Origin of the sequence: Cryobacterium sp. TMT4-31 (assembly GCF_004403385.1) — a bacterium.
GTDB lineage: Bacteria > Actinomycetota > Actinomycetes > Actinomycetales > Microbacteriaceae > Cryobacterium > Cryobacterium zongtaii.
The window spans coordinates 1-25,277 of sequence record NZ_SOGI01000074.1; the positions used below are offsets into that span (position 1 = coordinate 1).

General features: G+C 68.1%; 23 protein-coding genes and 1 tRNA gene. 15 read left to right on the forward strand and 9 right to left on the reverse strand.

The annotated features are described in order from the left end of the window. The 3 genes from infB to E3T19_RS17655 all read left to right on the forward strand — a co-directional run. Nucleotides 1–2,059, forward strand: a 2,059-nt coding sequence (infB, locus tag E3T19_RS17645) for a translation initiation factor IF-2 (RefSeq protein WP_134409471.1), incomplete at its 5' end; no start/stop codon positions are given. A 195-nt stretch (nt 2,060–2,254) separates the two neighbouring features. Further along, the gene (gene rbfA / locus E3T19_RS17650) at nt 2,255–2,782 is read left to right on the forward strand and encodes a 30S ribosome-binding factor RbfA (RefSeq protein ID WP_088455503.1); all 528 of its coding nucleotides are present in this window, start codon (nt 2,255–2,257) and stop codon (nt 2,780–2,782) included. A 165-nt stretch (nt 2,783–2,947) separates the two neighbouring features. Further along, nucleotides 2,948–3,430, forward strand: coding sequence for a DUF805 domain-containing protein (locus E3T19_RS17655; RefSeq protein WP_088455504.1), 483 nt, complete (start codon nt 2,948–2,950; stop codon nt 3,428–3,430). Between the two features lie 77 nt (nt 3,431–3,507). Here E3T19_RS17655 and E3T19_RS17660 read toward each other — a convergent pair whose 3' ends face one another. Genes E3T19_RS17660 through E3T19_RS17670 form a run of 3 tightly spaced genes read right to left on the reverse strand, consistent with a single transcriptional unit; the run spans nt 3,508 to nt 6,711 of the window. Beyond that, on the reverse strand, nt 3,508–4,473 hold the full coding sequence (locus E3T19_RS17660) for an aldose 1-epimerase family protein (RefSeq protein WP_088455505.1): 966 nt from the start codon (nt 4,471–4,473) through the stop codon (nt 3,508–3,510). Beyond that, entirely contained in the window at nt 4,466–5,737 is a 1,272-nt protein-coding gene (locus tag E3T19_RS17665; RefSeq protein WP_134409472.1) for a D-arabinono-1,4-lactone oxidase, read from the reverse strand. The genes E3T19_RS17660 and E3T19_RS17665 overlap by 8 nt, the downstream gene beginning before the upstream one ends. Before the next feature lie 35 nt (nt 5,738–5,772). Then, entirely contained in the window at nt 5,773–6,711 is a 939-nt protein-coding gene (locus E3T19_RS17670; RefSeq protein WP_134409473.1) for an A/G-specific adenine glycosylase, read from the reverse strand. Nucleotides 6,712–6,734: 23 nt separating this feature from the next. On the opposite strand from E3T19_RS17670, the gene E3T19_RS17675 reads away from it, so the two are divergent. Continuing rightward, nucleotides 6,735–7,337, forward strand: coding sequence for a hypothetical protein (locus E3T19_RS17675; protein ID WP_088455508.1), 603 nt, complete (start codon nt 6,735–6,737; stop codon nt 7,335–7,337). Here E3T19_RS17675 and E3T19_RS17680 read toward each other — a convergent pair. Together E3T19_RS17680 and E3T19_RS17685 are read right to left on the reverse strand one after the other, a co-directional pair. Then, nucleotides 7,321–8,322 carry a ketopantoate reductase family protein gene (locus tag E3T19_RS17680; RefSeq protein WP_134409474.1) on the reverse strand — a complete coding sequence of 334 codons (1,002 nt, stop codon included), beginning with the start codon at nt 8,320–8,322 and terminating at the stop codon, nt 7,321–7,323. The genes E3T19_RS17675 and E3T19_RS17680 overlap by 17 nt on opposite strands. A 36-nt stretch (nt 8,323–8,358) precedes the next feature. Then, complete coding sequence (locus tag E3T19_RS17685) at nt 8,359–9,813, reverse strand: MFS transporter (protein ID WP_088455510.1); 1,455 nt, start codon at nt 9,811–9,813, stop codon at nt 8,359–8,361. Between the two features lie 90 nt (nt 9,814–9,903). On the opposite strand from E3T19_RS17685, the gene E3T19_RS17690 reads away from it, so the two are divergent. The 5 genes from E3T19_RS17690 to E3T19_RS17710 are packed head-to-tail and all read left to right on the forward strand — an operon-like array spanning nt 9,904 to nt 13,415. Then, complete coding sequence (locus E3T19_RS17690; RefSeq protein ID WP_134409475.1) at nt 9,904–10,551, forward strand: TetR/AcrR family transcriptional regulator; 648 nt, start codon at nt 9,904–9,906, stop codon at nt 10,549–10,551. A gap of 22 nt (nt 10,552–10,573) precedes the next feature. Then, nucleotides 10,574–11,530, forward strand: a complete 957-nt coding sequence (gene truB, locus E3T19_RS17695; protein WP_134409476.1) for a tRNA pseudouridine(55) synthase TruB — start codon at nt 10,574–10,576, stop codon at nt 11,528–11,530. Then, nucleotides 11,527–11,895, forward strand: coding sequence for a hypothetical protein (locus E3T19_RS17700; protein WP_088455513.1), 369 nt, complete (start codon nt 11,527–11,529; stop codon nt 11,893–11,895). The genes truB and E3T19_RS17700 overlap by 4 nt, the downstream gene beginning before the upstream one ends. Before the next feature lie 57 nt (nt 11,896–11,952). Further along, nucleotides 11,953–12,417 carry a hypothetical protein gene (locus tag E3T19_RS17705; RefSeq protein ID WP_088455514.1) on the forward strand — a complete coding sequence of 155 codons (465 nt, stop codon included), beginning with the start codon at nt 11,953–11,955 and terminating at the stop codon, nt 12,415–12,417. Nucleotides 12,418–12,473: 56 nt separating this feature from the next. Beyond that, nucleotides 12,474–13,415, forward strand: coding sequence for a bifunctional riboflavin kinase/FAD synthetase (locus E3T19_RS17710; RefSeq protein ID WP_103478507.1), 942 nt, complete (start codon nt 12,474–12,476; stop codon nt 13,413–13,415). On the opposite strand, the gene E3T19_RS17715 is transcribed toward E3T19_RS17710, so the two are convergent. After that, nucleotides 13,412–14,104: a maleylpyruvate isomerase family mycothiol-dependent enzyme gene (locus E3T19_RS17715; protein WP_088455516.1), complete on the reverse strand. Its 693-nt coding sequence runs from the start codon at nt 14,102–14,104 to the stop codon at nt 13,412–13,414. The genes E3T19_RS17710 and E3T19_RS17715 overlap by 4 nt on opposite strands. A gap of 23 nt (nt 14,105–14,127) precedes the next feature. On the opposite strand from E3T19_RS17715, the gene E3T19_RS17720 reads away from it, so the two are divergent. Beyond that, entirely contained in the window at nt 14,128–15,357 is a 1,230-nt protein-coding gene (locus E3T19_RS17720) for an MFS transporter (protein WP_088455517.1), read from the forward strand. A 91-nt stretch (nt 15,358–15,448) separates the two neighbouring features. After that, nucleotides 15,449–16,396: a sugar-binding transcriptional regulator gene (locus E3T19_RS17725; RefSeq protein WP_088455518.1), complete on the forward strand. Its 948-nt coding sequence runs from the start codon at nt 15,449–15,451 to the stop codon at nt 16,394–16,396. Between the two features lie 8 nt (nt 16,397–16,404). On the opposite strand, the gene E3T19_RS17730 is transcribed toward E3T19_RS17725, so the two are convergent. Then, nucleotides 16,405–17,766: a zinc-dependent metalloprotease gene (locus E3T19_RS17730; RefSeq protein ID WP_370028227.1), complete on the reverse strand. Its 1,362-nt coding sequence runs from the start codon at nt 17,764–17,766 to the stop codon at nt 16,405–16,407. Between the two features lie 141 nt (nt 17,767–17,907). On the opposite strand from E3T19_RS17730, the gene E3T19_RS17735 reads away from it, so the two are divergent. The 3 genes from E3T19_RS17735 to E3T19_RS17745 all read left to right on the forward strand — a co-directional run bounded on the left by E3T19_RS17735 (nt 17,908) and on the right by E3T19_RS17745 (nt 22,254). Next, the gene (locus E3T19_RS17735; RefSeq protein ID WP_088455519.1) at nt 17,908–19,014 is read left to right on the forward strand and encodes a PDZ domain-containing protein; all 1,107 of its coding nucleotides are present in this window, start codon (nt 17,908–17,910) and stop codon (nt 19,012–19,014) included. 106 nt (nt 19,015–19,120) lie between these two features. Next, the gene (locus tag E3T19_RS17740; RefSeq protein ID WP_174776224.1) at nt 19,121–22,030 is read left to right on the forward strand and encodes a UPF0182 family protein; all 2,910 of its coding nucleotides are present in this window, start codon (nt 19,121–19,123) and stop codon (nt 22,028–22,030) included. A gap of 150 nt (nt 22,031–22,180) precedes the next feature. Then, a tRNA-Met gene (locus tag E3T19_RS17745) sits at nt 22,181–22,254 on the forward strand. 44 nt (nt 22,255–22,298) lie between these two features. On the opposite strand, the gene arsA is transcribed toward E3T19_RS17745, so the two are convergent. Both arsA and arsD read right to left on the reverse strand, forming a co-directional pair. Continuing rightward, nucleotides 22,299–24,188 carry an arsenical pump-driving ATPase gene (gene arsA / locus E3T19_RS17750; RefSeq protein ID WP_134409477.1) on the reverse strand — a complete coding sequence of 630 codons (1,890 nt, stop codon included), beginning with the start codon at nt 24,186–24,188 and terminating at the stop codon, nt 22,299–22,301. Further along, on the reverse strand, nt 24,188–24,598 hold the full coding sequence (arsD, locus tag E3T19_RS17755; RefSeq protein ID WP_134409478.1) for an arsenite efflux transporter metallochaperone ArsD: 411 nt from the start codon (nt 24,596–24,598) through the stop codon (nt 24,188–24,190). The genes arsA and arsD overlap by 1 nt, the downstream gene beginning before the upstream one ends. Before the next feature lie 228 nt (nt 24,599–24,826). Here arsD and E3T19_RS17760 point away from each other — a divergent pair, with 228 nt between their 5' ends. Next, nucleotides 24,827–25,261 (forward strand): arsenate reductase ArsC, encoded by a 435-nt coding sequence (locus E3T19_RS17760; protein ID WP_088455521.1) that lies wholly within the window; start codon nt 24,827–24,829, stop codon nt 25,259–25,261. The last annotated feature ends 16 nt before the right edge of the window (nt 25,262–25,277 follow it).

Here is a 25,277-nt window from a genome sequence, read left to right on the forward strand (position 1 = left end):
CGGCGCCGGTGGCGCACGCCCCGGCTTCACCCGCCCCGGCGCACCTGCCGGTGCCCCCGGCTTCGGCCCGCCCCGCCCCGCCGGTGGCGGCGGCGCCGGTGGTCGTGGCCGTGGTCCCGGCGGTGGAACCGCTGGTGCGTTCGGTCGCGGTGGCGGCAAGAACAAGGCGCGCAAGTCGAAGCGGACGAAGAGGGCCGAGTTCGAGCTGCGCGAGGCTCCGTCGCTGGGTGGCGTCAGCGTCCCCCGTGGCGACGGCGGAACCGTGGTGCGTCTGCGCCGCGGTGCCTCGATCACCGACTTCGCCGACAAGATCGACGCGAGCCCGGGCAACCTGGTCACCGTGCTGTTCCACCTCGGTGAGATGGCAACGGCAACGGAGTCGCTCGACGAGGCCACATTCGACGTTCTGGGCAGCGAGCTGGGTTACAAGATCCAGATGGTCTCGCCCGACGACGAGGACCGCGAGCTGCTGCTCGCCTTCGACATCGACATCGACCAGGAGCTGGCCGACGAGACCGACGAAGAGCTCGAAGTTCGTCCTCCCGTCGTCACCGTCATGGGTCACGTCGACCACGGTAAGACCGCGCTGCTTGACGCCATCCGTAACGCCAAGGTCGCTGCCGGTGAAGCCGGTGGCATCACCCAGCACATCGGTGCCTACCAGGTCGTCACCGAGCACGAGGGCAAAGAACGCGCCATCACCTTCATTGACACCCCCGGTCACGAGGCGTTCACCGCCATGCGTGCTCGTGGTGCGCAGGTCACCGACATCGCGATCCTCGTGGTCGCCGCCGATGACGGCATCATGCCGCAGACGATTGAGGCACTCAACCACGCACAGGCCGCCAACGTGCCGATCGTGGTCGCGGTGAACAAGATCGACAAGGCCGGTGCGAACCCGCAGAAGGTGCGCCAGCAGCTCACCGAATTCGGTCTCGTCGCCGAAGAGTACGGCGGAGACGTCATGTTCGTCGACGTGTCAGCTAGGAACAAGGTCGGCATCCAGGAAATCCTCGACGCCGTCCTGCTCACCGCAGACGCCGGACTCGACATGCGCGCCAACCCGAACAAGGATGCCCGCGGTGTGGCCATTGAGGCCAAGCTCGACAAGGGCCGCGGTGCAGTCGCCACGGTGCTCATCCAGTCCGGAACGCTGCACGTCGGCGACTCGATCGTTGCCGGTACCGCATACGGCCGCGTTCGTGCGATGGCCGACGAAAACGGCAACGCCGTTCTCGCCGCCACGCCGTCCCGTGCCGTTCAGGTGCAGGGCCTCTCGAGCGTTCCCCGCGCCGGTGACACCTTCCTTGTTATCGAGGAAGACCGCACCGCGCGTCAGATCGCCGAGAAGCGCGAAGCCGCCGAGCGCAACGCCCTGCTGGCCAAGGCCCGCAAGCGCATCAGCCTGGAGGACTTCACCCGTGCACTCGAAGAGGGCAAGGTGGAATCGCTCAACCTCATCATCAAGGGTGACGTTTCCGGTGCCGTTGAGGCCCTGGAAGAGTCGCTGCTCAAGATCGAGGTCGACGACTCCGTTCAGCTGCGCATCATCCACCGTGGTGTCGGTGCGGTCACGGAGAGCGACGTCAACCTCGCCACCGTCGACAACGCCATCATCATCGGCTTCAACGTTCGCCCCGACACGAAGGCGCGCGAACGTGCGGCTCGTGAAGGCGTGGACGTGCGCTTCTACTCCGTCATCTACAACGCACTCGAGGACATCGAGTCTTCCCTCACCGGAATGCTCAAGCCCGAGTTCGAAGAAGTGCAGAGTGGTATCGCCGAGATCCGCGAGGTCTTCAGCTCGTCCAAGTTCGGAAACGTCGCCGGTGTCATCGTGCGCTCGGGAACGATCACACGAAACGCCAAGGCGCGGGTCATCCGCGACGGCATCGTGGTGGGCGACAACCTGGCCATCGAGTCGCTGCGTCGCTTCAAGGATGACGTCACCGAGGTTCGTACGGACTTCGAGGCCGGTATCGGTCTTGGTAAGTTCAACGACATCCAGATCGGCGATGAGATCGAGACGATCGAATTGAAGGAAAAGCCGCGTAGCTAAAAGCTAGGTGGCAAGGGGTCTCCGCTCGATCCCCCCTAAAAAGGGAAGAGCGGGGACCCCTACCCCGATTCCCTTTTTAGGGGGGATCGAGCTCCGCCCCGGTCCCCGAAAAGCCATCCGTCAATACGATGGCGGGGAGAGGGCTTAAGAGCGTTAAGTAGTACCCCGAAATTTTTAGGTTTATAGGAGTTCGACATGGTAGATCCGGCACGCGCTAGGAAGATGGCGGACCGCATCAAGGTCATCGTGGCCAAGCGGCTCGAACGCGGCATCCGCGACCCGAGGCTCGGCTTTGTGACCATCACCGACGTCAAGGTCACCGGCGACCTTCAGCACGCCTCGGTGTTCTATACCGTCTACGGCTCCGAAGACGAGCGCAGGGACAGCGCCGCGGCCCTCAAGGCTGCCACCGGCATGTTCCGCAGCGAAGTGGGCAAGAACATCACCGCCCGCTTGACGCCGTCGATCGAGTTCATCGCCGACGCCATCCCGGAGAACGCCGCCCTCATCGACGACCTCCTCCGTGAGGCCCGCGAACGCGACACCCAGGTGGGCGAGATGGCCCGCTCGGCCGTGTACGCCGGCGACGAAGACCCCTACGTCAAGCCGCGCGAATACGTCGAAGACGACGAGGATGACGACGACTCCGACGAGGACGAGGCGGAGACGCCTCCGGCACACAGCGGCCGTCACGCCGCACCCACGGAGCCCGACGCTCTGTAACCTGCTCCGCACCATCCCTCGAAGCCTCCGGCCGCCCCACGGGCGCCGGAGGTTGCGTGCGTGTGACATATAACGGAACACCCGGCCTCTTTTTGAGAAATCCCCGGTGACCGCGCCCATTTACTTCTAGGCTCGACGCATTCGTCCCATCCAGAAGGAGTTGTCATGGTCGCATCCCAGCAAACCGCCGCACGTGTCGCGGGCGTTCCCCTGTCCCAGCCGTATTACGGCGCTCCGATCGCGGTAGCGGTGAGGCGCTTCTTCAGCAAGTACGCCACCTTCTCGGGCCGGGCCAGCCTCAGCGAGTACTGGTGGTGGGCGCTGGTGAACTACGCCGTGCTCTTTGTGCTCGGTATCCTCGCGCTCGTGGCCGGCGGCACCCCGCAGGTGTCCGTGGACGGCACGGTGGCTCCGCCCGCCGGGGGAGCAATCGTGGTGGTGCTCATCATCACCGCGTATTCGCTGGCCACGATCATTCCGGGGCTGGCGCTCACGGCCCGGCGGCTGCACGACGGCAACTTCTCGGCGTGGTTCATCCTCATCGCCCTGATTCCCGGCATCGGCGGACTGATCCTCTTCATCCTCACCCTGCTGCCGTCGAAGCCGGAAGGCGCACGGTTCGACCAGGGTTCGCCTCAGTACAGCTGAGCACACGAACCCCAGCACAATATGAAGACCCCGTGGCCGGTGCCACGGGGTCTTCTTGGTGGATCGGCCGGCCTGGGTCAGGCCTCGGTGGCTGCGACGGTCCAGCTGGCGGAGTGGGAGGTGCCGGGGGCCAGCAGCACCAGGTCTTCGCCGGTGGAGAAGGCATTCGGCGGGCAGGTCATCGGCTCGACGGCCAGGCCGATCCGGCTGCGCTCCGGTGCCGGGCGGTCAGCGGTGTGCACCTGCAGCCAGGGCAGCTCGGCGCCGAAGCTCATGCGCACGCCGGTGCCGGCCGGGCTGGTCACGGTGACGCTCGCGGATGCTTCCGCACCGCGCGCGATCGCGGTGAAGGCGTGGTCGATGAAGGTGTCACCGATGGCCCGGGGAGTGCGGAAGTCGAACTCCGGGGTGGTCTCGACCGGGACGGTGGCCACGGGGCTGAGCCGGTCTGGGGTCACCGTGAGGTAGCTGGCCGCCGGAAACTCGAGGGTCCAGTCATCGACGGTGCCCGGCCCGGCCACGAGGTAGGGGTGCGGCCCGGTGCCGTACGGTGCGGTGGCGGTGCCGCGGTTCTCGGCGGTCACCGTGGTGGTGAGGCCGTCGTCGGCCAGGCTGTACGTGGCCAGGAGGGCGATGCGGTGCGGGTACCCGTCGCTCGGCACGATGGTGGTGCCGAGGGTCACGGAGTCGGCGGAGCGGGCCTGCAGGCTCCAGTCGGCCCAGCAGACCAGGCCGTGCAGGGCGTGCGAGCGGCTGGGTTCGGTGAGCGGAAGCTGGTAGTCGAGGCCGTCGAAGGTATAACTGCCGTCGACCACGCGGTTGGGCCATGGCGCGAGCACGGCGCCCCGGTAGCCCGGACGCACCTCGTCGGCGTCGAACGGAACGACGAGGTGACGACCGTGCCAGGTGAGCAGGCGCAGGCTCGCACCGACGCTGGCGATGGTGGCCGAGTAGCCGTCGTGGTTGATCGTGTACTGCAGCCCGGAGAGCGGCGGCACGGACGCATCCGTGGGAGTGGTGGTGGTGGCGACGGCGTCAGTCATGGGACAGAACTCGTTTCAGGTAGGCGTTCTCGAAGCGTCCGTCGGGATCGACCCTGTGCACGTGCGCCGCGAAATCATCGAGGCGCGGATAGGCGCGGCGGAGACCCGCCGGGGACATCGTGGCGACCTTGCCCCAGTGCGGGCGCGGCGCGAATGGTTCCAGGGTGTGCTCGATGAGGGGCAGCACCGTGCGGATCTCGGCCGGAAGCGGTTTCCAGGTGAAGTGGATGGCGAGCGAGTCGCGGGCGTAGCTCGGGCTGAGCCAGGCGGTGTCTGCGGCCACACTGCGCAGCTCGGAGATGTGCAGCAGCGGTGCGATCCGGTCACCGATCGCGCGCAGGGCGGTGATCGCGGCAACGGCGTGCTCGGCCGGAATGAGGTATTCGGACTGGATCTCTTCACCGTGGCTGGGCTGGAACTCGCTCCGGAAGTGCGCGAGGCGCTCGTTCCACGGTCCGGGCTCGCGCAACTGCCCCGTCACGCTCTCGGCGGTGACGCCGGGCAGCGGGTGCAACGCCACCATGGCCTCGGTGGCGCCGAGAGCGGCGAGGTCCAGCTCGGGGCCGTCCACATCCAGCCGGCGCTTGGACCAGACCTGGTGTGTGTTCTCACCCCGGAAGGTGGTGAACACGCTGACGCTGTAGCCGCTGGCCATGATGGCGGCCCAGTTCGCCAGGGCCGCGGTCCAGGACAGTCGCTCGTGTACGTACTGGGAGATCTGGAAGTGCGGCTGCACCCTCAGGGTCACCGCGGTGACGATGCCGACGGCACCCAGGCCCACCACGGAGGCGGCGAAGTCCTGGTCGTGTTCCCGCACGATTTCGACCTGCCCCGAGGCGCGCACGATCTCCAGCGCCACGACCGAGGACGCCAACGACCCGTTGCGCACGCCGGAGCCGTGGGTGCCGGTCTGGATGGCGCCGGCGACCGAGATGTGCGGCAGGGACGCGAGGTTCGGCAGGGCCAGGTCGTGTTCGGCGAGGTATGCGCCCACCTGGGCGTAAGTGCTTCCCGCGCCCACCCGCACGCTCACCGCTGCGCCGTCGTCACCGAACTGGAGCGACGGTTCGATGTCCAGCCGGTCGAGGGCGATCAGGGTGCCGACGCTGTCGGCGATCGTGGAGAAGGAATGCCGGGAGCCCAGGGCCTTGATCTGCCCGGCCCCGGCGTCGACCGCCGCGACGATTCGGGAGACCTCTTCGGTCGTCGTCGGGTGCCTGATGTCGTCCGTTGAATACTCGACGTTGCCGGCCCAGTTCTTCATTGAAACCATTTCTGTTGGAGAGAGCGTGGGGGTTTTCACCCCTGCGAAAGAGCGTACCGCCCGGGTTCGACGAGTACGGCGAGACCGTCGGCGAGGAGCCCGGCCAGGGCCCTGTCGCGCTGCACGGCATCCGGCCACACGGTGTCGATCTCAGTGGCGGTCACCGGATGGTGCGTGGCCCGCAGTTCGGCCATGATCAGTCCGCGCACCTGCCGGTCGCTGCCCTCGAACTTCTTCTGCACGGCCTTCTTCGGTCCCGCGTAGGCCGGGTAGCCGGCCGCACGCCAGCCGCAGGCATCCCGGATCGGGCAGTTCTCGCACCGCGGGCTGCGGCTGGTGCACACGATGGCGCCCAGCTCCATGATGGCCGCGTTGAAGACCGCCGCCGCGACGGGCTCGGCGGGCAACAACGCCGACATCGACTCGAGGTCCCTGCTGCGGCTGGGCGGTGCGGGTTCGGCCTGCCCGGCCACAGCCCTGGCGATCACCCGGCGGGTATTGGTGTCGACCACCGGATGCCGGTGGCCATAGGCGAAGACCGCCACCGCCCTGGCCGTGTAATCACCGATTCCGGTGAGGGCTAGCAGGTCGTCCACGTCCTCCGGCACGATGCCGCCGTGCCGTTCCACGATCTGCACGGCAGCGGCGTGCAGCCACAGTGCTCGGCGCGGGTAGCCCAGGCTCGCCCAGGCCCGAACGGCCTCGCCGGCCGGTACGGAGGCCAGGTCGGCGGGTGTCGGCCAGCGTTCGAGCCATTCCTCAAGACGCGGGATGACCCGGCTCACCGGGGTCTGTTGCAGCATGAACTCGCTCACCAGGGTGCCCCAGGCGCTGAAACCGTCGCGCCGCCAGGGCAGGTCGCGGGCGTTGTCGTTGAACCAGGCACTGATGCTGTGGCTGAGGGCGGGGCCGGCGGGCGCTGCGCCGACAATGGCACCGTCGACGGGGGCAGCGCTGTGGACTGTGACGTTCATCGGTTCTAACCTAGGCTCGATTCATGAAGCTCGTTTCCACTCCCCGCGTCGAGTACCTGCGTACCCTCTCGTCCGAGATCCTCAATCTGAACGGCCGGGGCCGGGTGATCGTGGCGGTGGACGGCGCCGACGCGGCCGCCCGCACGGCGTTCGCCGACGATCTGGCCGCGGTGCTCGACGAAGCCGACAAGCCCACCTACCGGGCGTCGCTGCGCTATTTCCAGCGATCCAGGGAAGACGTCGGCCGGTTCGGCGCCGACTCCCCGGAGCGCTTCTTCCGGCACGGTTTCGACTATTCCGCGCTGCGCCGGGTCTTGCTCGAACCGTTCCGGCTCGGCGGCAGCACCGGCTTCGTCACCCAGGTCTTCGACCCCGACCGCGACAGTTGGATCGAACCGACCTGGACCACGGCTCCGGCGGACGCGTTCCTGGTCATCGACGGCGAGTTCATCAACCGCAGTGAGCTGAGGGACGCCTGGAACTACCGCATCCTGCTGGAGAGCGAGGCGACCTCGGAGGCGGACTACCTCTACCAGAAGGAGGAACGCCCCCGGCAGGTGGCGTCGGCCGTGATCGACCTCAGTGAACGGCACCGCCCCCAGCGGGTGTTCAGCGACTCCTGCTGAACCGTGCCAGCACGTCGGCGGGGCTGAGGAACGTCCCGCGTTCCTCCACCTCGTGCACCAGGGCGGTCAGCCGGCCGTTCACCGGGGCCGGAACGCCGGCGGCAGCGGCCTCACGTACCACTACGCCGTTGAGGTGGTCCACCTCGGTGCGTTGGCCGCGGGTGATGCTTTGCAGGGTGGAGCCCAGATTGGGCACCCTGCCCATGCGGGCACGCATCCGCAGCGGCACCACCTGGCCCGCCCACGCCGGCAGCAGCGAGAAGATCCGCAACCGGCGGTCGCCGAGCGCCTGCATGGCACCGAACCGGATGCCGCGGCGTTTGCCCACCCGCACGGCTTCGCGCATGCTCAGCGTCAGCACCCGGCGCAGGCCCCGGTGGGCGACGACGGCCTGCACGCTCAGCCCGGTGATCGCGGGCAGCGCGTTGAGCATGTTCACGACAAGTTTGGTCCACTGGGCGCCGACGAAATTGTCGATGGCCTGGCAGGGCACCGCCTCGGCGAGCACGGCCTGCCAGCGCCGGGTGGCCGCGTCGGCCGGCCCCGTGCCCCGGCCGAGATAGGTGGGCGCGACGGTGGTGACCGTGACCAGGCCGGGTTCGGTGTAGTTGGCCGCGATGATCGAGAGGGCGCCGAAGCAGTCAGAGCGGGGGAGCAGCCGCCGGGCGGTCTCGACCCCGTCGAGGCCGTTCTGCACCACGATCACCGCGGCGCCGTCGAGCACGGCGGCGTTGTCGGCGATCGCGGCCTCGGCATCCTGCGCCTTGGTGCAGACCAGGGCGAGATCGGGCGTCTCGACCAGCCGTTCGAGGGCGGCGGGATGCGCCGTTGCCGGGCCGAACCCGCCCACGAGCCGGATGCCGCGCTCGCGGATCACGGCCAGCCCGGCGCCGCGCGCGGTGACGGTCACCTCGTGGCCGGCCGCGCTGAGCAGAGTGGCGAAGGTTCCGCCCAGGGCGCCAGCGCCGATCACAGCAATTCGCATGACCTCAGCCTAGAAGCCCCGGCCGGGCCACCTTGACTACCCGCGAACGAGGAGGGCGTCCGAGCGAACCGGTACGGGCTGCGGTGCCTGATCGACCCGACGACCTGACGGCAGCGCCAGCGCGATCACCGCCGCGACGGCGAGCACCCCGGCGCCGACCAACACGGCGGGCACCGCGGCATCCACGTACCCGGTGGGGGTCAGCGTGCCGCCGTTGCCGGTGAACACGGCGGTGAGCACCGCGACGCCCAGCGCCACACCGATCTCGCGGAAGGTGGAGTTGGTGCCGGACGCCTTGGCATGGTCGTCGGGCACCATATTGGCCAGCACGGCGGTGGAGCTCGGCGCGAAGACCAGTCCCATGCCGAGCCCGGCCAGGATGAACGCGCCGACCAGCTCGCCGTATTCGACGTCGGCCGACATCTTGAGGGCGAGCCAGACCATCGCGATCGCGAGCAGGGCCAGCCCCAGCACGATCGGCAGCCGCGTTCCGGTTCTCGGGCTGAGCATCCCGGTCAACGGGGCCACGATCATGGGAGCCAGCGTCCACGGCATCGTCATCACACCGGCTTCGAGCGGACTGTGGCCCTGCACGATCTGCAGGAACTGGATGAGGATGAAGATCGACCCGAAGATGCCGAAGCTGAAGGTGATCCCGACCAGGTTCGCGACCGTGAAGCTGCGGTCCCGAAACAACCGCAACGGCAGCAGGGGTGCGGATGCCCGACCCTCCCACCAGACGAAGGCCAGCAGGAGCGCTCCGCCGCCGATGAGCGCCGCGAGCACCTCGGTGCTGCTCCAGCCGGCTTCGTTGCCCCGCACGATTCCGTAGACGATTCCGAAGACCCCGCCGCCGGCCAGCACCAGGCCCACCACATCGGCGCGCAGCCGGGCGCCGAAGCTATTGGGCAACGCCACCAGCACCAGGGGGACCGACAGCAGGCCGAGCGGAACGTTCAGCCAGAAAATGGCTTCCCAGTTCCACCCTTCCACCACGGCGCCACCGATGAGCGGGCCGAGGGCCACACCGAGGCCGGCGATGCCGCCCCAGATGCCGATGGCCGCTGGCCGGAAGCGGTCGGCGACCGACCCGACGAGCAGGGTGAGGGAGAGTGGCATGAGCGCGGCGGCGCCCACGCCCTGTAGCGCACGGGCGGAGATCAGCATCCACGGTTCGACGCTCATGGCACAGAGCGCCGATGCGGCGGTGAACACCGCGATGCCGGCCAGGAACACGGTCCGGCGCCCGAAGCGGTCGCCGATTGCGACGGCCATCAACATGAACGTGGCAAAGCTGAGGGAGTAAGCGTTCACCACCCACTGGAGTTCTTCGATTGTCGCCGAGAGGTCGGTGTTGATCACCGGCAGGGCGCTGGTGACCACGAGGTTGTCGAGGGTGGCCATGAACATGGGCAGTGACGCGGCGACGACGGCAAGCCAGACGGGAACCCGGCCGAGGCGCTTGCCGGGCGGGGTGAGGGTGGCGGTCATGGGAGGTCCCTTCGGGAACGGAGCCAGCGAATGTTGTAATTGAATGATTACAAAACAGGAGACTAGTAATCGACTGATAACCTGTCAAGTGTGAACGAGAAATCCGGCACCGTAGCCGCCCAGCCCACCGAGCGCATTCCCGCCGCGGAACGACGCGAGCAGATCCTGGCCGCGGCCAGCGTGGTCTTCGGTGAGCGCGGCTATTCCGGTGCAACAACCGACCAGGTGGCCAAGGTGGCCGGCATCAGCCAGCCCTACGTGGTGCGCATGTTCGGCACCAAGGAGAACCTGTTCCTCGAGGTGCTGGCCAGGGCGCTCGAGCGCCTGGTCGCCGGCTTCAGGCAGATCATCGCCGAACCACGCGAGCACGGCGAGGACGAGATGGAGCTGCTGGCCGCACGGCTCGGCGGCGCCTACGTGGACCTCATTGAAGATCGCGGCATACTGCTCTCGCTCATGCAGGCCTTCATCAGCGGGCACAACCCGGTCGTCGGCGCCAAGGCCAGGGCCGGGTTCCTCGAGATCTACCGGATGCTGCGCGACGAGGCCGGCTTCCCGCCGGACGCCATCCGCGGGTTCCTGGCCGACGGGATGCTGTTCAACACGCTCCTGGCCATCCGGCTGCCCGACATCTTCGACGAGGACCCCGACGCCGAGGAACTCATGCGGTGCACGTTCCGTGGCAAGCTCGACCTGGTGCTCGGCGCCACAGCCGCCGAAGCCGCCGCAGATGCCTGACCCCAGCTAAGAAGGATTTCCAGTGAACGCCCCACGCCGCAAGCCCGGCAGCACGACCAGCGGCCTCGTGCTGATCGACAAGCCCCAGGGCTGGACCAGCCACGACGCCGTCGCGCGCACCCGCCGCCTGGCGAACACCCGCAAGGTCGGCCACGCCGGCACCCTGGACCCGATGGCGACGGGCCTGCTGATCCTCGGCATCAACAGCTCCACCCGGCTGCTCACCTACGTGGTCGGCCTCGATAAGGAATACCTGGCCACCATCCGGCTGGGCGCCGCGACGACCACCGACGACGCCGAGGGGGAGGAGCTCACCCGCGCGCCCGCCGAGGTCGTCGACGCCGTGACCGCTGAGGCAATCGCCGCGGGCATCCAGGGCCTGACCGGGGACATCAGTCAGCGACCCAGCGCTGTGAGCGCCATCAAGGTGGACGGCAAACGCGCCTACGCCAGGGTGCGTGCCGGCGAGGACGTCGAACTGCCCGCCCGTCCCGTCACCGTGAGCGAGTTCGAACTGCTCTCCAGCATCCCGGTCGACGGGTTCCGCGACCTCGAGGTGCGCGTCGTGTGCTCCTCAGGCACCTACATCCGGGCGCTGGCCCGCGACCTCGGCGCGGGCCTCGGCGTCGGCGGCCACCTCACCAGCCTCCGCCGTACCCGCATCGGCCCGTTCGGCATCGACGCCGCCGACCCGCTCGACCGGCTCGATGTGGCCCGCGCCCTGATCGGCCCGGCGGATGCCGCGAGCCGGCTGTTCGGCCGGCTCGATCTGAGCGAGCAGCAGGCCATCGACCTCGGCCACGGCAAGCGCATCGACGCGCCCGTCGGCACCGGAGACGCCGGACCGATCGCCGCCATCAGCCCGAACGGCAGCCTCATCGGCCTCGTCGAGTACCGCGCCGGCCAGGCCAAGTCGATCGTCAATTTCCCGCCAGACGAACCCGCCGACGGCCCCGCCGTCACGGAGGACGCCTCGTGATCGAGTGGTTCACCTACCTGCAGCTGGCGATCGCCACCGCTGCCGGCCTGCTCTGCCTGGGCCTGGGGCTGGCCGGCCGCAAGCCCACCGACGTCAGCATGGGGGCGACCCTGCTCGTCGAGGTGCTCCTGATCGTGCAGCTCGTGGTGGCCCTGGTTGCGCCGCTCACCGGCAACCAGGCCACCGGCAGCCTGCTGGAGTTCTACACCTACCTGGTCAGCGCCATCCTGCTGCCGATCGCTGGGGGAGTGTGGGCGCTCATCGAACGCAGCCGGTGGAGCACGGTGATCCTCGGGGTGGTCTGCCTGTCGGTGGCTGTCATGCTCTACCGGATGCTGCAGATCTGGACAGTGCAGGGCGTCTGAGCCGTGCGGCACGACCGGCACCGTTCGGCCCGGAGATGCTGCGATAATTACTGAGCGATGAATGATCTCAAGACCGACTCCGGAGACAACGCCACCGGTACGACGACTCCCGGCCGGGTGACCGGCATCGGGCGGGTGCTGATCATGGTCTACGGCGTCCTCGCCCTCGCCGCGACCGGCCGGTCCTTTGTACAGATCGTCGGGAAGTTCGACGAGGCCCCGCTGGCGTACACCCTCTCGGCCCTCGCCGCGGTGGTCTACATCGTCGCGACCATCGCCCTGATCAAGCGCGGACGCGCCTGGTATCGGATCGCCTGGGTCACCATCGGCTTCGAACTGCTCGGTGTTCTCGTGATCGGCACCCTCAGCCTGGTCGACCCGCAATTGTTCCCGCACGACACAGTCTGGTCGGTGTACGGCCGCGGCTACCTGTTCATCCCGTTGGTGCTGCCGATCCTGGGCATGTGGTGGCTGGCCCGCCACGCGCCGGAGCGCACCGACCGGAACGGCGTCCCGGCATGACCGGCGCCCAGGCTACGCCCACAAACGTTCCCTCAAACGTGCCCACCACCGCGGGTATGAAGGTGTTCCCCGGTCGCGGCGCCGTCCCGGCCGACTGGCCGGCCTCCGCGGTGAGCATCGGAAAGTTCGACGGTGTGCACGCCGGCCACCGCGCCGTGATCGCAGAGCTCAAGACCCTCGCCGACCGGGAAGGCCTGGCCGCCGTCGTCGTCACCTTCGACAGGCACCCGCTCTCCCTGCTGAACCCCGACAAGTGTCCCGCCGAGCTGGTCAGTGTGCAGCAGAAGCTCGACCTGCTCGGTGGCACCGGCCTCGACGCCACCGTGGTGCTCGCGTTCGACAGGGCGCTTTCGTCACTGCCGCCGGAGGACTTCGTCCGTGACATCCTCGTGAACACCCTGCACGCCCGCCACGTGATGGTGGGCCGGGACTTCAGGTTCGGCGCGCGCGGTGCCGGCGACGCCGATCTGCTCACCGAGCTCGGTGGCCGGTACGGTTTCGACGTGCGCCTGATCGACGACGTCACGCCGCAGGGGGAGCGCCGGGTCTCGTCGACGTGGATCCGCGAGCTGCTCTCCGACGGTGACGTGCGGGCGGCAACCCGGTTGCTCGGGCACACCCCCACGATGCGTGGAATGGTTGTGCACGGTGCGGCCAGGGGTCGCGAACTCGGCTATCCCACCGCGAACCTCGCGCCGGAGGCCGAGGGGCTGGTCCCCGCGGACGGCGTGTACGCCGGCTGGCTCACCGACAACGGGGTGCGCTATCCCGCCGCCATCTCCATCGGCAACAACCCCACCTTCGACGGCGTGCCTCAGAAGCAGGTCGAGGCGTACGTGCTCGACCAGGAGATCGACCTGTACGACCATGTCGTCGAGGTCGCTTTTGTCGAGCACATCCGCGGCATGGTCGCGTTCACCGGCATCGAGCCGCTGATCAGGCAGATCGAGGATGACGTCGTGAAGACCCGCGCGATCCTGCGGCTCCCGGCCGATTAGCCGGCCGGCTGCTCCGGCGGTGCCTGAACGGGTGGGGTGTCCGCGGGCAGCGGCCCGCGGCCGAACAGGAACAGAATCAGCTCCGACGCCGGTGCCCGCAGCGGCGTGCCGTGGCCGACGCTCCAATCGGCATCCGTCGCCAGCAACCGGCGTGTGCGCAGAACGGCCTTGATCTCGGTGGGGGCGATCAGACTGCGCCGCAGCGCAACCGCGCCACCGGCGGTCGCGTGAATCGGCAGGGTCAGGCCGAGCGGATGCGCCACGTCGAGGCCGTGCACCACGGCCTCGGTCAGCTCGGTGATGCCACCGCGGCCCGAGGCTGCCCTGGCTGCGGCGATCTCCCGCAGCCGCGCCACCAGCTGTGCCGGCTCGGCGGCGGCCGCGGCCCGGCTCACGGCGTCGATGGCGCGCCCCGGGCGCACAAAGTGACCGAGGTACGCGCGGGCGGCGCTGCCGAGGAGTTCGCGCTTTGTGCTGCCAAGCCGCCAGACCAGGTGTCCGGCGACATCGCGCACCCGCCAGCCTGTGCACAGGCTCTGCGCCTCCCACTGCTCGGGCGTCAGCTCGGCGAGCAGGTCGGCGATGGCCGTGACGGTGGCCGCGAGGTGCCCCGACCAGCGCGCATTCACGCCGGATTCGTTGCCGACACTCCGCAGGCTGAGGGGGAGGAGTCGCGCAAATTCTGCCATGCCGTCCAGCCTAGACTTGCCCGGTGTCAGAATTTTCGCCCCGCCCCCTCTGGACCGGGCGAACCCTGGCACTGCTGGGCATCGTCCTGGTCGCCGCCAACCTGCGCACTGCCGTCGCGGCACTCTCGCCCATCGTCAGCCAGATCTCCACGGACATCCCGCTGACCGCAACGTCCATCGGGCTCCTCGGTATGCTGCCGCCGGTCTGCTTCGCCGTCTTCGGCATCTTCACCCCGGTCTTCACCCGCCGGTTGGGCCTGGAGAACGTGCTGGTGCTCGCCCTCACCGCGATGCTCATCGGGCACCTCACCCGCGGCGGGGCGGGATCCCTCACCGCCTTGATGATCGGCAGCGTGATCACCTTCGCCGGGCTCGGGGTCGGCAACGTGCTGCTGCCGCCGCTGGTGAAGAAGTACTTCCCCGACAGGGTCGGCCTGATCACCTCCCTCTACGTCACCGTGGTGTCACTGAGCACCCTGATCCCGCCGCTGATCGCCGTGCCGGTCGCGGATGCCGCCGGCTGGCGGGTCTCCCTCGGGCTCTGGGTGCTGCCCGTGGTGTTCGCCCTCGTGCCCTGGCTGACGATGTTCGTGCGACACCGGGTGCAAGCCAGCCCGGGGGCCCTCGTCGAGGAAGCGGAGCCGGCGCTGCTCGGTCGGATCTGGCGTTCCTCGATCGCCTGGGCACTGGCCGTTGTGTTCGCGGCGTCGTCGCTGAACGCCTACGCGATGTTCGCCTGGCTACCGCAGCTGCTCATCGACACCGCGGGCGTGACCCCGGCCCAGGCCGGCACTCTGCTCTCGGTCTACGCCGCCATGGGCATCCCCTGCGCGCTGCTGATTCCGTGGCTGACCTCCCGAATGAAAAACGTGGCCATCCTGGTCTACCTGGGGGTCGCCGCTTTCCTGATCGGCGATCTCGGCCTGCTTCTGGCGCCAGGCACGCTCACCTGGCTCTGGGTGGTGCTGGCCGGTCTCGGTCCGCTGTTCTTCCCGCTCACGCTGGTTCTGATCAACCTGCGCACCCGCACCCACGCCGGGTCGGTGGCACTGAGCGGTTTTGTGCAGAGCGTCGGCTACACCCTCGGTGCGCTCGGCCCGCTGTGCGTGGCGCTGCTGCACGAGATCACCGGGGCGTGGACGGCCCCGCTGCTGTTCCTGATCGGCACGGCGCTCGCGATCACCGTGGCCGGCGCGGTTGTCGCGCGCCCGCACCTGCTCGAGGACGACCTGGAGCGCCGGCACCGCTCGTAATCCGCTGCTCATATGAGCAAGATCTGCAACGCATGTTGTACCGGCCGGTCAGCTCCACTTACGCTGGGGCCACTGAGGAAGGCGTCAACGAATGACCGACATCGACGAGCTGCTGTCTATTCGGGCGGCCGAGCTGTACTACGAAGAGGACAAGACCCAGGACGAGATCGGCACGATCCTCCGGATCACTCGTTGGAAGGTCGGCAGGCTGTTGGCCCAGGCCAAAGCGAACGGATTCATCCGCATCGAAATCGTGCATCCCCGCGCCCGCCGGCTCGGCCTCGAACGACAGCTGCGCAGAGCCACCGGCCTCGTCGATGCAATCGTGGTGTCCACTGCCGGTGTCGTCGACGAACTCGACCTGCAGAAACGCACCGCGCAGGCGGCCGCTGACTACCTCAGCGCCCTGCGCCCGGTGCCGCGCACGCTCGGTATCAGCTGGGGGCGCACCCTGCACGATATCTCGGAACAGCTCAAGCCCGGTTGGGCGAACGGCGTCAACGTCGTGCAAATCAACGGCGGCGTAAGCCTGAACGCCCGGCCGGGAACCGCCGCGGCCACCGCCGTCAGCATCGCCCAGAAGGGCGGGGGCCAGTTCACCTTGTTGCCCAGCCCCGCGATCCTGGAACGGGTCGAGACCAAGTTGGCCATCGCGTCCGACCGCTCGGTCGCGGCGGTGCTCGAGATGGGCGCCGCGGCATCCGCCTATCTGTTCAGTGCGGGCCAGGCCGACGCCGGCTCCGCCCACGTCGACAGCGGTTACCTCACCCCGGACCAGGTCGACGAACTGGTGCGCAAGGGAGCCGTCGGCGATGTGGTCGGCCGGTTCATCGACAGTGCGGGCCAAATCGTCGACCCGGCGCTGGACGAGCGCACCTTCGGTATCCCGCTCGAGCAATTACGCCGAGCGAAAACCTCCGTCGCCGTGATCGGCGGCCCGCGCAAGCACGCCATCGCCCGCTCCGTCGTCCTCAGCGGCCTGTGCACGGTCCTGATCACCGACGAAGACACCGCCCAGGCGCTGATCGGAGCCGCCTGACCCCTTCGTTACGCCTCGTGGGGACGGTCGGGGTTGTCGTCTCGGAGGAGGTCGGCCAGGGCCTGGTCGATGTCGTCCAGGACCGGGGGCTCGCCCTTGGCGGTGGAGGTCAGCCGAGCGACCAGGGCCTGCGGGTCGTCGAGGTCCGCGGACGTCGGCAGGATGTCGGGATGCGCCCACAGGGCGTCCCTGGCCTCGTTGCCCACGGCGTCGGTGACGGCCTGCCACATTGCGGCGGCCTCACGCAGGCGGCGGGGGCGCAGCTCCAGGCCCACCAGGGTGGCGAAGGCCGACTCTGCGGGGCCGCCGGATGCCCGGCGCCGCTTGACGGTCTCGTTGATCGCGTCGGCGCGCGGCAGCCGGCTGGTGGCCTCCACGGTGACCACGTCGACCCAGCCCTCCACCAGGGCGAGCATGGTCTCGAGCCGGCCGAGGGCGGCCAGCTGGGCGTCGGACTTGGGCGGGATCAGGGAGCCGTTCACCATGGCGTCCCGCAGTTCCTCGGGGTTCGACGGGTCGAAGCCCTCGGCGAGGGACTCCAGCCGTTCGGTGTCGATGCTGATGCCGTGGGCGAAATCGGTGATCGAGCTGATCATGTGCAGACGCAACCAGCGGGAGTGCCGGAACAGGCGGGCGTGGGCGAGCTCACGCACGGCGAGATAGATCTGCACCTGGTCGATGGGCACGTCAAGGCCCTCGCCGAACTCGGCGACGTTCTGGGGGAGCAGGGCGGCCTGCTGGTCGCTGAACAGGGGGATGCCGATGTCGCCGCCGGAGACGACCTCGCTGGCGAGCTGGCCGACAACCTGACCCAGCTGCATGGCGAACAGGGTGCCGCCGAGGCTACGCATCATCTGGCTGGCACCGGCGAGCATGCCCTTGAGCTCCTCTGGGGCCTGTTCGGTGAGCACGTTGGTGAGCGAATCCGAAATGCTCGTCGCGACGGGCTCGGAAAGCTGGCTCCACAGCGGCATGGTGGCGGTCACCCACTCTTTGCGGGTCATCAGGCGCGGGACAACTGTGAGCTCGGCGACGTTGATCACGTCATCCAGCCAGAGCGCCGCGATGTGGAAGGCCTGCTCGAACTCGGCGCGCTGGGCGTCGGTCGTGCTGAGCTGCCCGGTGGCCGCGCGTTCCTGGCCCTGCTGCAGGGCGATGCCCCAGTTGATGCCGCCGTCGCCGCCGCCCTTCAGGGCGCCCTGCAGCTGGCTCATCAGCGCCGCCACACTGGCGGGATCGTTCGGGAGTCCGGCCGCGCCGGCTAATTGGCCGGGGTCGATGGACGACTTGCCCGACAGGATGTCTCGGAGCATGTCCCGGAATTCGTCTTCTGGGTTCTGACCTTCGTCGGGTCGGGAGTCATCGGCCACTTCAGGCACCTCTCAGTTGCGTCCCTCTACGCTAGCCCGAGAACCCCGGCTAGAACTGGGAAATGACCTACGCTGGGTTCTTGCCTTGTCGCCCGTAGCGAACAGCTTGCGCACTTCCCCTTCATCCTTCTAAGGAGCCTGGTGGCCCTCTTCACCGCTGACCCGCATTCAGGCTCCGACCGACCCCGCAAGGGTTCGCGCACGGGGTGGGTGGTGCTGGGTATCGCACTGGTCACCGGGCTCACCCTGGCGATCGTGCCGTCACCGTATGTCGTGGAGAAGCCCGGGCCCGTGTACAACACGCTCGGATCCGCCGAATATGACGGGGAGAAAACCGACCTCATCACGATCCCGGACGAGACCGTGTACCCGACGGAGGGCACGCTGGACCTGCTCACGGTCTCGGTGCTCGGCAACCCGGACAACCGCCTGAACTGGTTGACGGTCGCGTCGGCCTGGCTCGACCCGAGCCAGGCGGTGGTGCCGATGGAGTCGGTCTTCCCGGCCGACGTCAGCACCGAACAGCGTGACGAGCAGAACCAGGCGGCCATGGTGAACTCCCAGCGGGACGCCATCGCCGCGGCGTTGACCAACCTCGGCTACGACTACCCGACCGAACTGAGCGTGGTGTCACTGGCCGACGAGGCGCCGGCGACCGGCCTGATCGAGGCCGGCGACCTGATCGAGACCGTCAACGGGGAAGCCGTGGCCGACATCACCGCGCTGCGGGCGGCACTCACCGCCAGCGGCGCCGACGCCCCGGCCACCATCGGGCTGACCCGCGACGGCGCCGAGCAGAGCGTCGAGGTCACCCCCGTCGACGTCGACGGCAACGTGGTTCTGGGAATCAACGTCAAGTCGGAGTACAAGTTCCCGTTCGACGTCAACATCCAGCTCGACAAGGTCGGCGGGCCCAGCGCCGGCATGATGTTCGCGTTGGGCATCATCGACAAGCTCACCCCGGGGTCCATCCATGGTGGGGCGGATGTCGCCGGCACCGGAACCATCGACCAGTCCGGCAGTGTCGGCCCCATCGGCGGGATCCGCCAAAAGCTCTTCGGAGCCAAAGAAGCCGGTGCCGAGTGGTTCCTGGCTCCCGCCGCCAACTGCGACGAGGTCTCCGGTCACATCCCGGATGGCTTGACGGTCCTGGCCGTGAGCACCCTCGACGAGTCCCTCGCTGCGCTGGATGCCATCGGCACCGGAGCCGACACCGGCGACCTGCCGACCTGTCCGGCAACCCGATAGCACGGGCACTTCTGGGTGAGCCCTCAGCGAACTCGGGGTTTGCCCTGAGGGCGGCTGCATAGAATGAGGGTCTGACCCCCGATCTATCAGAGCAAGAGGCCAATTCGTGACCACATCATCCGCTGGAAGCGCTCCACGCCGGAGCCGTGCCCCGCTCGCCATCACGGCAGCGATCATTGCGGGGCTGGTGATCTTGTTCTTCATCTTCGCCGGGCTCTATGCCGACGTGTTGTGGTTCGACCAGCTCGGCTTCCTCAGCGTGCTGACCACGCAATGGATCGCCAGCGCGGTTCTGTTCGTCATCGGGTTCCTCGGCATGGCCGTGCCGGTCTGGGTGAGCATTCAGCTCGCCTACAGGCTGCGCCCGGTCTACGCCAAGCTGAACTCGCAGGTCGATCGTTACCAGCAGGTCATCGAGCCGCTGCGCCGGCTCGCGATGTACGGCATCCCCGCCCTGCTCGGCCTCTTCGCCGGTGTCGCCGCCGCGACCCACTGGCAGACGATCCTGATGTGGCTCAACCGCACCGAGGCGGGCACCACCGACCCGCAGTTCGGCTTCGACGTGTCGTTCTACCTCTTCGACCTGCCGTTCTACCAGTCGCTGCTGGCCTTCAGCTCCGCCGTCGTGCTCATCTCCGCGCTGGTCGCTCTCGCCACCTCCTACCTGTACGGCGCCATCCGCGTCACCGGCCGTGAGGTCTTCGTGGCCAAGGCCGCCCGCGTGCAGATCGCCATCACCGCCGCGGTCTACCTACTGCTGCAGGGTGTCAGCATCTGGCTGGACCAGTACTCCACCCTCACCCAGTCGAACGACCTGATCACCGGCGCCGGTTACACCGACGTCAGCGCCACCATTCCCGGGCGTGCAATCCTGGCCGGCATCGCGGTCTTCGTGGCCATCCTCTTCATCGTCACGGCCTTCATCGGTCGTTGGCGCCTGCCGGTGATCGGCACCGCGTTGCTGATCGTGAGCAGCCTGCTGATCGGTTCGCTCTACCCCTGGGTCGTGCAGCGCTTCCAGGTGGACCCGAGCGCGAAGACCCTCGAAGCGCCGTATATCCAGCGCAACATCGACCTCACCCGCGATGCCTACGGCGTCGCCGATGTGGAAGAGATCCCGTACACCGCCACCACCGAGGCCACGCCAGGCGCCCTGCGCGAGGACGCGGAGACCACTGCCAACATTCGCATCCTCGACCCCGCCCTGGTCAGCGACGCGTTCGCCCAGCTCGAGCAGTTCAAGCAGTACTACCAGTTCCCGTCCAAGCTCGACGTGGACCGCTACACGATCGACGGCAAGTCCCAGGACACCGTGGTGTCGGTTCGTGACCTCAACCTCAACGGCCTGAGCAGCGAGACCTGGGTCAACTCATCGGTCGTCTACACGCACGGCTACGGCGTCGTCGCCGCCTACGGCAACCAGCGTTCGGCCGACGGCCAGCCGGTGTTCCTGGAGAACGGCATCCCCACGTCGGGAGCGCTCGGCGAGTTCGAGCCGCGGGTGTACTTCGGCGAGACCTCACCGACCTACTCGATCGTCGGCGCCCCTGAGGGCACCGACCCCATCGAACTGGACTATCCGTCCGGCGAGGACGGCGCCCAGCAGACCTACACCACCTTCACCGGTGACGGCGGTCCCAGCCTGAACGGCCCGTTCAACAAGCTGATCTACGCACTCAAGTTCCAGTCCGAGCAGATCTTCCTGGCCAACGCCGTCAACGACGAGTCCCAGATCCTCTACGACCGCGACCCGATCACCCGCGTGCAGAAGGTCGCCCCGTACCTCACGCTCGACTCCGACCCGTACCCGACCGTCGTCGACGGACGCATCAAGTGGGTTGTGGACGCGTACACGACCTCGGCCAGCTACCCGTACTCCACCGCGGTCAGCCTGAGCGACGCCATCGCCGACACCGAGACGCCCGAACAGCCGTTCGCGCTGGACAACATCAACTACATGCGCAACTCCGTCAAGGCGACCGTGGATGCCTACGACGGCTCCGTGACCCTGTACGCCTGGGATGAAGAAGACCCGCTGCTGCAGACCTGGCAGAAGATCTTCCCGTCGACTGTCGAGCCGATGAGCGAGATGACCGGCGACATGATGAGCCACGTGCGTTACCCGGCCGACATGTTCAAGGTGCAGCGCGCGGTCCTGGGCAAGTACCACGTGACCGACCCCGGTTCGTTCTACTCCGAAGACGATGCCTGGACCACACCGAACGACCCCGTGTCGCCGAGCACCAACACCACCCTGCAGCCGCCGTACTACCTGACGATGCAGATGCCCGGCCAGGATGCGCCGTCGTACTCGCTGTACTCGACCTTCATCCCCAACGCGTCCGGTGAAACCAGCCGGAACGTCCTGACGGGGTACCTTGCCGCCGACGCGGATGCGGGTGCCACCGACGGGGAACGGGCGGAGGGTTACGGCAAGCTGCGCCTGTTGACCTTGCCGAACGACATCACGGTGCCCGGTCCCGGCCAGGTGCAGGCCAAGTTCAACGGTGATCCCACGATCTCCGCCGAGCTCAACCTGCTCAAGCAGGGCCAGTCCAGCGTGCTCAACGGAAACCTGCTGACGCTGCCCGTCGGTGGCGGTCTGCTCTACGTGCAGCCCGTCTACGTGCAGTCCACCGGTGAGACCAGCTACCCGCTGCTGCAGAAGGTCCTGGTGGCCTTCGGTGACCAGATCGCCTTCGAGGACACACTCGATAACGCACTCAACGTGCTCTTCGGCGGTGAGTCCGGGGCCAACGCCGGCGACACCGACGTGCCGGCCGTGGAAACGCCCGCCCCGGGCGAGGCTCCCGTCGACGGAGGCGCAGCCCCGTCGACGACGACCGGTGACCCGGCGACGGATGCTCAGATCAGGTCGCTCCTCGCGGAAGCCAAGCTGGCCGTGACCGAGAAGCAGGCGGCCCTGACGTCGGGTGACTTCTCCGCTTATGGGGTTGCCGACAAGAAGCTGAATGATGCGGTCGCCGAGCTGCTGGTGCTGCTCGACCAGCAGTAGCGTGTAGTTAGCCGCCTCATCCATGCGCGGGTGGTGCGCCGGGGAAACCCGGTCGCACCACCCGCGTTTTGTCTGCGCCGGGTGCGACGCGCCCGGGCGGCGTCCCCGATTCGAGGGCCTTGGGTAACTGTGGTAACTTAGTTCTTGTAGCGCGGGGTGGAGCAGTTCGGTAGCTCGCTGGGCTCATAACCCAGAGGTCGTAGGTTCAAATCCTGCCCCCGCAACTAAAACAAAAGTCCCGGTCTCGAAAGAGACCGGGACTTTTGCGTTAACCGCCTGACAGGCCGGCCAGCGCCGGAATGCCGATCGGCTCCACCGCCAGAAGCGGCACGATAGCGGTGCGGGCGGCGTACCGGGTGCGGACCGCGTCGATCTCGGGCAGCTCGTTGGCCGCCCGGCGCTTCAGCAGCGCCGAGGTCGGTGACGCCGCCGCGATCGAGTTGTTCACGATCCACGCCCACGGTTCGATGCCGGCACGCCTCAGGTCCTCCTGCAAGCCGGCGGCCTCGAGCACCGGAGTGGTCTCGGCCAGGGTCACCAGCAGTACCTTGGTCTGGGCCGGATCCTGCAGCTTCATCATCGGGGTGACGAAGTGCATCGAGGTGCCCATCTGGCGGGCGATCTCCCGGTGATAGGACCCCGCCGCGTCCAGCAGTAGCAGGGTGTGCCCGGTCGGGGCGGTGTCGAGCACCACGAATTTGTTCTTGGCCTCCCGGGTCACCTTGGAGAAGGCCTGGAAAACAGCGATCTCTTCGGTGCACGGCGATCGCAGGTCTTCGCGCAGCATGGCCAGGCCCTGTTCGTCGAGGCGGCTGCCCTTGGTGGTCAGGACGTGCTCGGTGTAGCGCTCGATCTCCACGGCCGGGTCGATGCGGGAGACCTCGAGGTTGGTGAGTTCGCCGGCGAGGGTGTCGGTCAGGTGCGCGGCGGGGTCTGTTGTGGTGAGGTGCACGGCGAAGCCGCGTTCGACCAGGGCGACGGCGACGGCAGCCGCCATAGTGGTCTTTCCCACGCCGCCCTTGCCCATCAGCATCACCAGCCCGTGGCCGTCGGCGGCGATCTGGTCCACCAGAACCTCAAGGCCGGCATCCCCGAGTTGCCCCGCACCGGACGAACTGCCCAGGTGTGCGGGGGCAACTTGTCCGGACGTGGGCAGCTCGGCGGCGGGCTCGGGGCTCACAGAGCTGCCGTCGTGGGGGAGGAGGCCGCGGAGGGCGGGCAGGCCCACCATGTTCGTGGCCATCAGCGGCAGGTAATCGGTGGGCAGCGCGACCAGCACGGGGTCGCGGGCGTCGAGCGCCCGCTGTTCCCGCAGGCGGATGGCGGCCGCCAGTGGGTCGTCAGCCCCCGCGGGGGGCCCCGTTGCGGGTGAGGGCAGTTCGGCATCCGGGCCCGGTAGCACACCGTTGATCACCAGGTACTGCCGGTCCATGCCGATCGCGGCCAGCTCGGTGTGGGTGCGGGCGGCCTCGGCCAGGGTGGACTGCTGGGCGCGGGAGACGAGCACCAGACGGGTGCGCTCGGGGTCGCCGAGTGCCGCCACGGCCTGCGCGTATACCGCGCGTTGCTTCTCCAGGCCGGACAGCGGGCCCAGACACGACGGGTCGCCCTTGCCCGCGGTGAGGAACTCGGTCCAGTCGCCGGGCAGCTGCAGCAGCCGGATGGTGTGCCCGGTCGGTGCGGTGTCGAAGACGATGTGGTCGTACGCGGCGGTCCAGGCGGCATCCGTGAGCAGGTCGGTGAACTCGTTGAACGAGGCGATCTCGGTGGTGCAGGCGCCGGAGAGCTGCTCCTCGATCGAGGCGACCTCCGCGGCGGGCAGCAGGCCACGCACCGGGCCCACAATGCGTTCGCGGTACTGCTGAACGGCCTGCTCCGGGTCGATCTCCAGCGCGGCAAGCCCGGGCACGGCGTCGATCTGAGTCACGGTGTTGCCGATGCTGACGCCGAACACCTGGCCGACGTTCGAGGCCGGGTCGGTGCTGACTAGCAGCACGGATGCGCCGCCCTCGGCCAGTCGGATCGCGCTTGCGCAGGCGATCGAGGTCTTGCCGACGCCGCCCTTGCCGGTGAAGAACAGGAACCGTGGGGCATCCGCCAGGAAGGCGGTGGAGCTGCGGGTGCCGGTGTCGAGAAGGATGTCGGTGCCGACGGTCATCAGCAGCAGCCTTCGCCGCCGCCGCCGCCGCCGCCGCAGCAGCCGTCAGCGGAGGCACCGGGCTGGGCGGCACTGAGCAGCGACGGCCGGTCTTCGGCCGCGGGGGCGCCCAGGCCGGCCCACTTGGCCAACTCGGGGCGGGACGGGTACCGGCCGGTGAGCACGGTGGCGCCGTCGACCATCGTGACGGGAAGACCTTCCTGGCCAACCGTGTGCAGGAAACTGCGCATGGTCTCGTTCTCGGCGAACGCCAGGGGCTCCTGGGCGAGGTTGAACCGGCGCACGCTGCCGCCGGCCGAGGTCGCCCAGTCGATGTCGGCCGACACCGTCACGAGCTGCTGGTCGACGTCGACACCACAAATGCCGGTGCCGCAGCACAGGCCGGGTTCGAAGATCTGGATGGACGTCATGGGAGCCTCGGTATCCGCCGGGCGATGCGACACGGTGTCGAGCGCATCCGGCCATCCCAGCATATCGATGTGCATCGATTTACACCATTGCCGACCGGCGCCGGGAGTGGGTGAACGGGAGGTGAATGGCGCGTGAGCGGCTCAAGACAATTTCTGCACTGGTGCCGCAGCCGGCGTGAATCGTCTATATTGACAGATGTCGATCAATCACCAGCCGAAGGAATCCCCATGTCTGACCTCAGCGCAGGTACGTCCGCCGCCAAGCCCACAGTTCTGTTCGTCTGCGTGCACAATGCCGGCCGGTCCCAGATGGCCGCCGGATACCTGACGGCGCTCTCCGGAGGTCGCGTCGAGGTGCTCTCGGCCGGTTCCGAGCCGAAGGACCAGATCAACCCCGTCGCCATCGAGGCCATGGCTGAAGACGGCATCGACATTGCACACAACGTGCCCAAAATTCTCACGACCGAGGCCGTCAAAGACTCCGACGTCGTGATCACCATGGGCTGCGGCGATGCCTGCCCGATCTTCCCCGGCAAGCGCTATGAGGACTGGGAGCTGGCCGACCCGGCCGGTCAGGGCATCGAATCGGTGCGCCCGATCCGTGACGACATCAAGGCTCGCATCGAGAAGCTGCTCGCCGAGATCCTTCCCGTCACCGCCTGACCACCCGACACTCGAC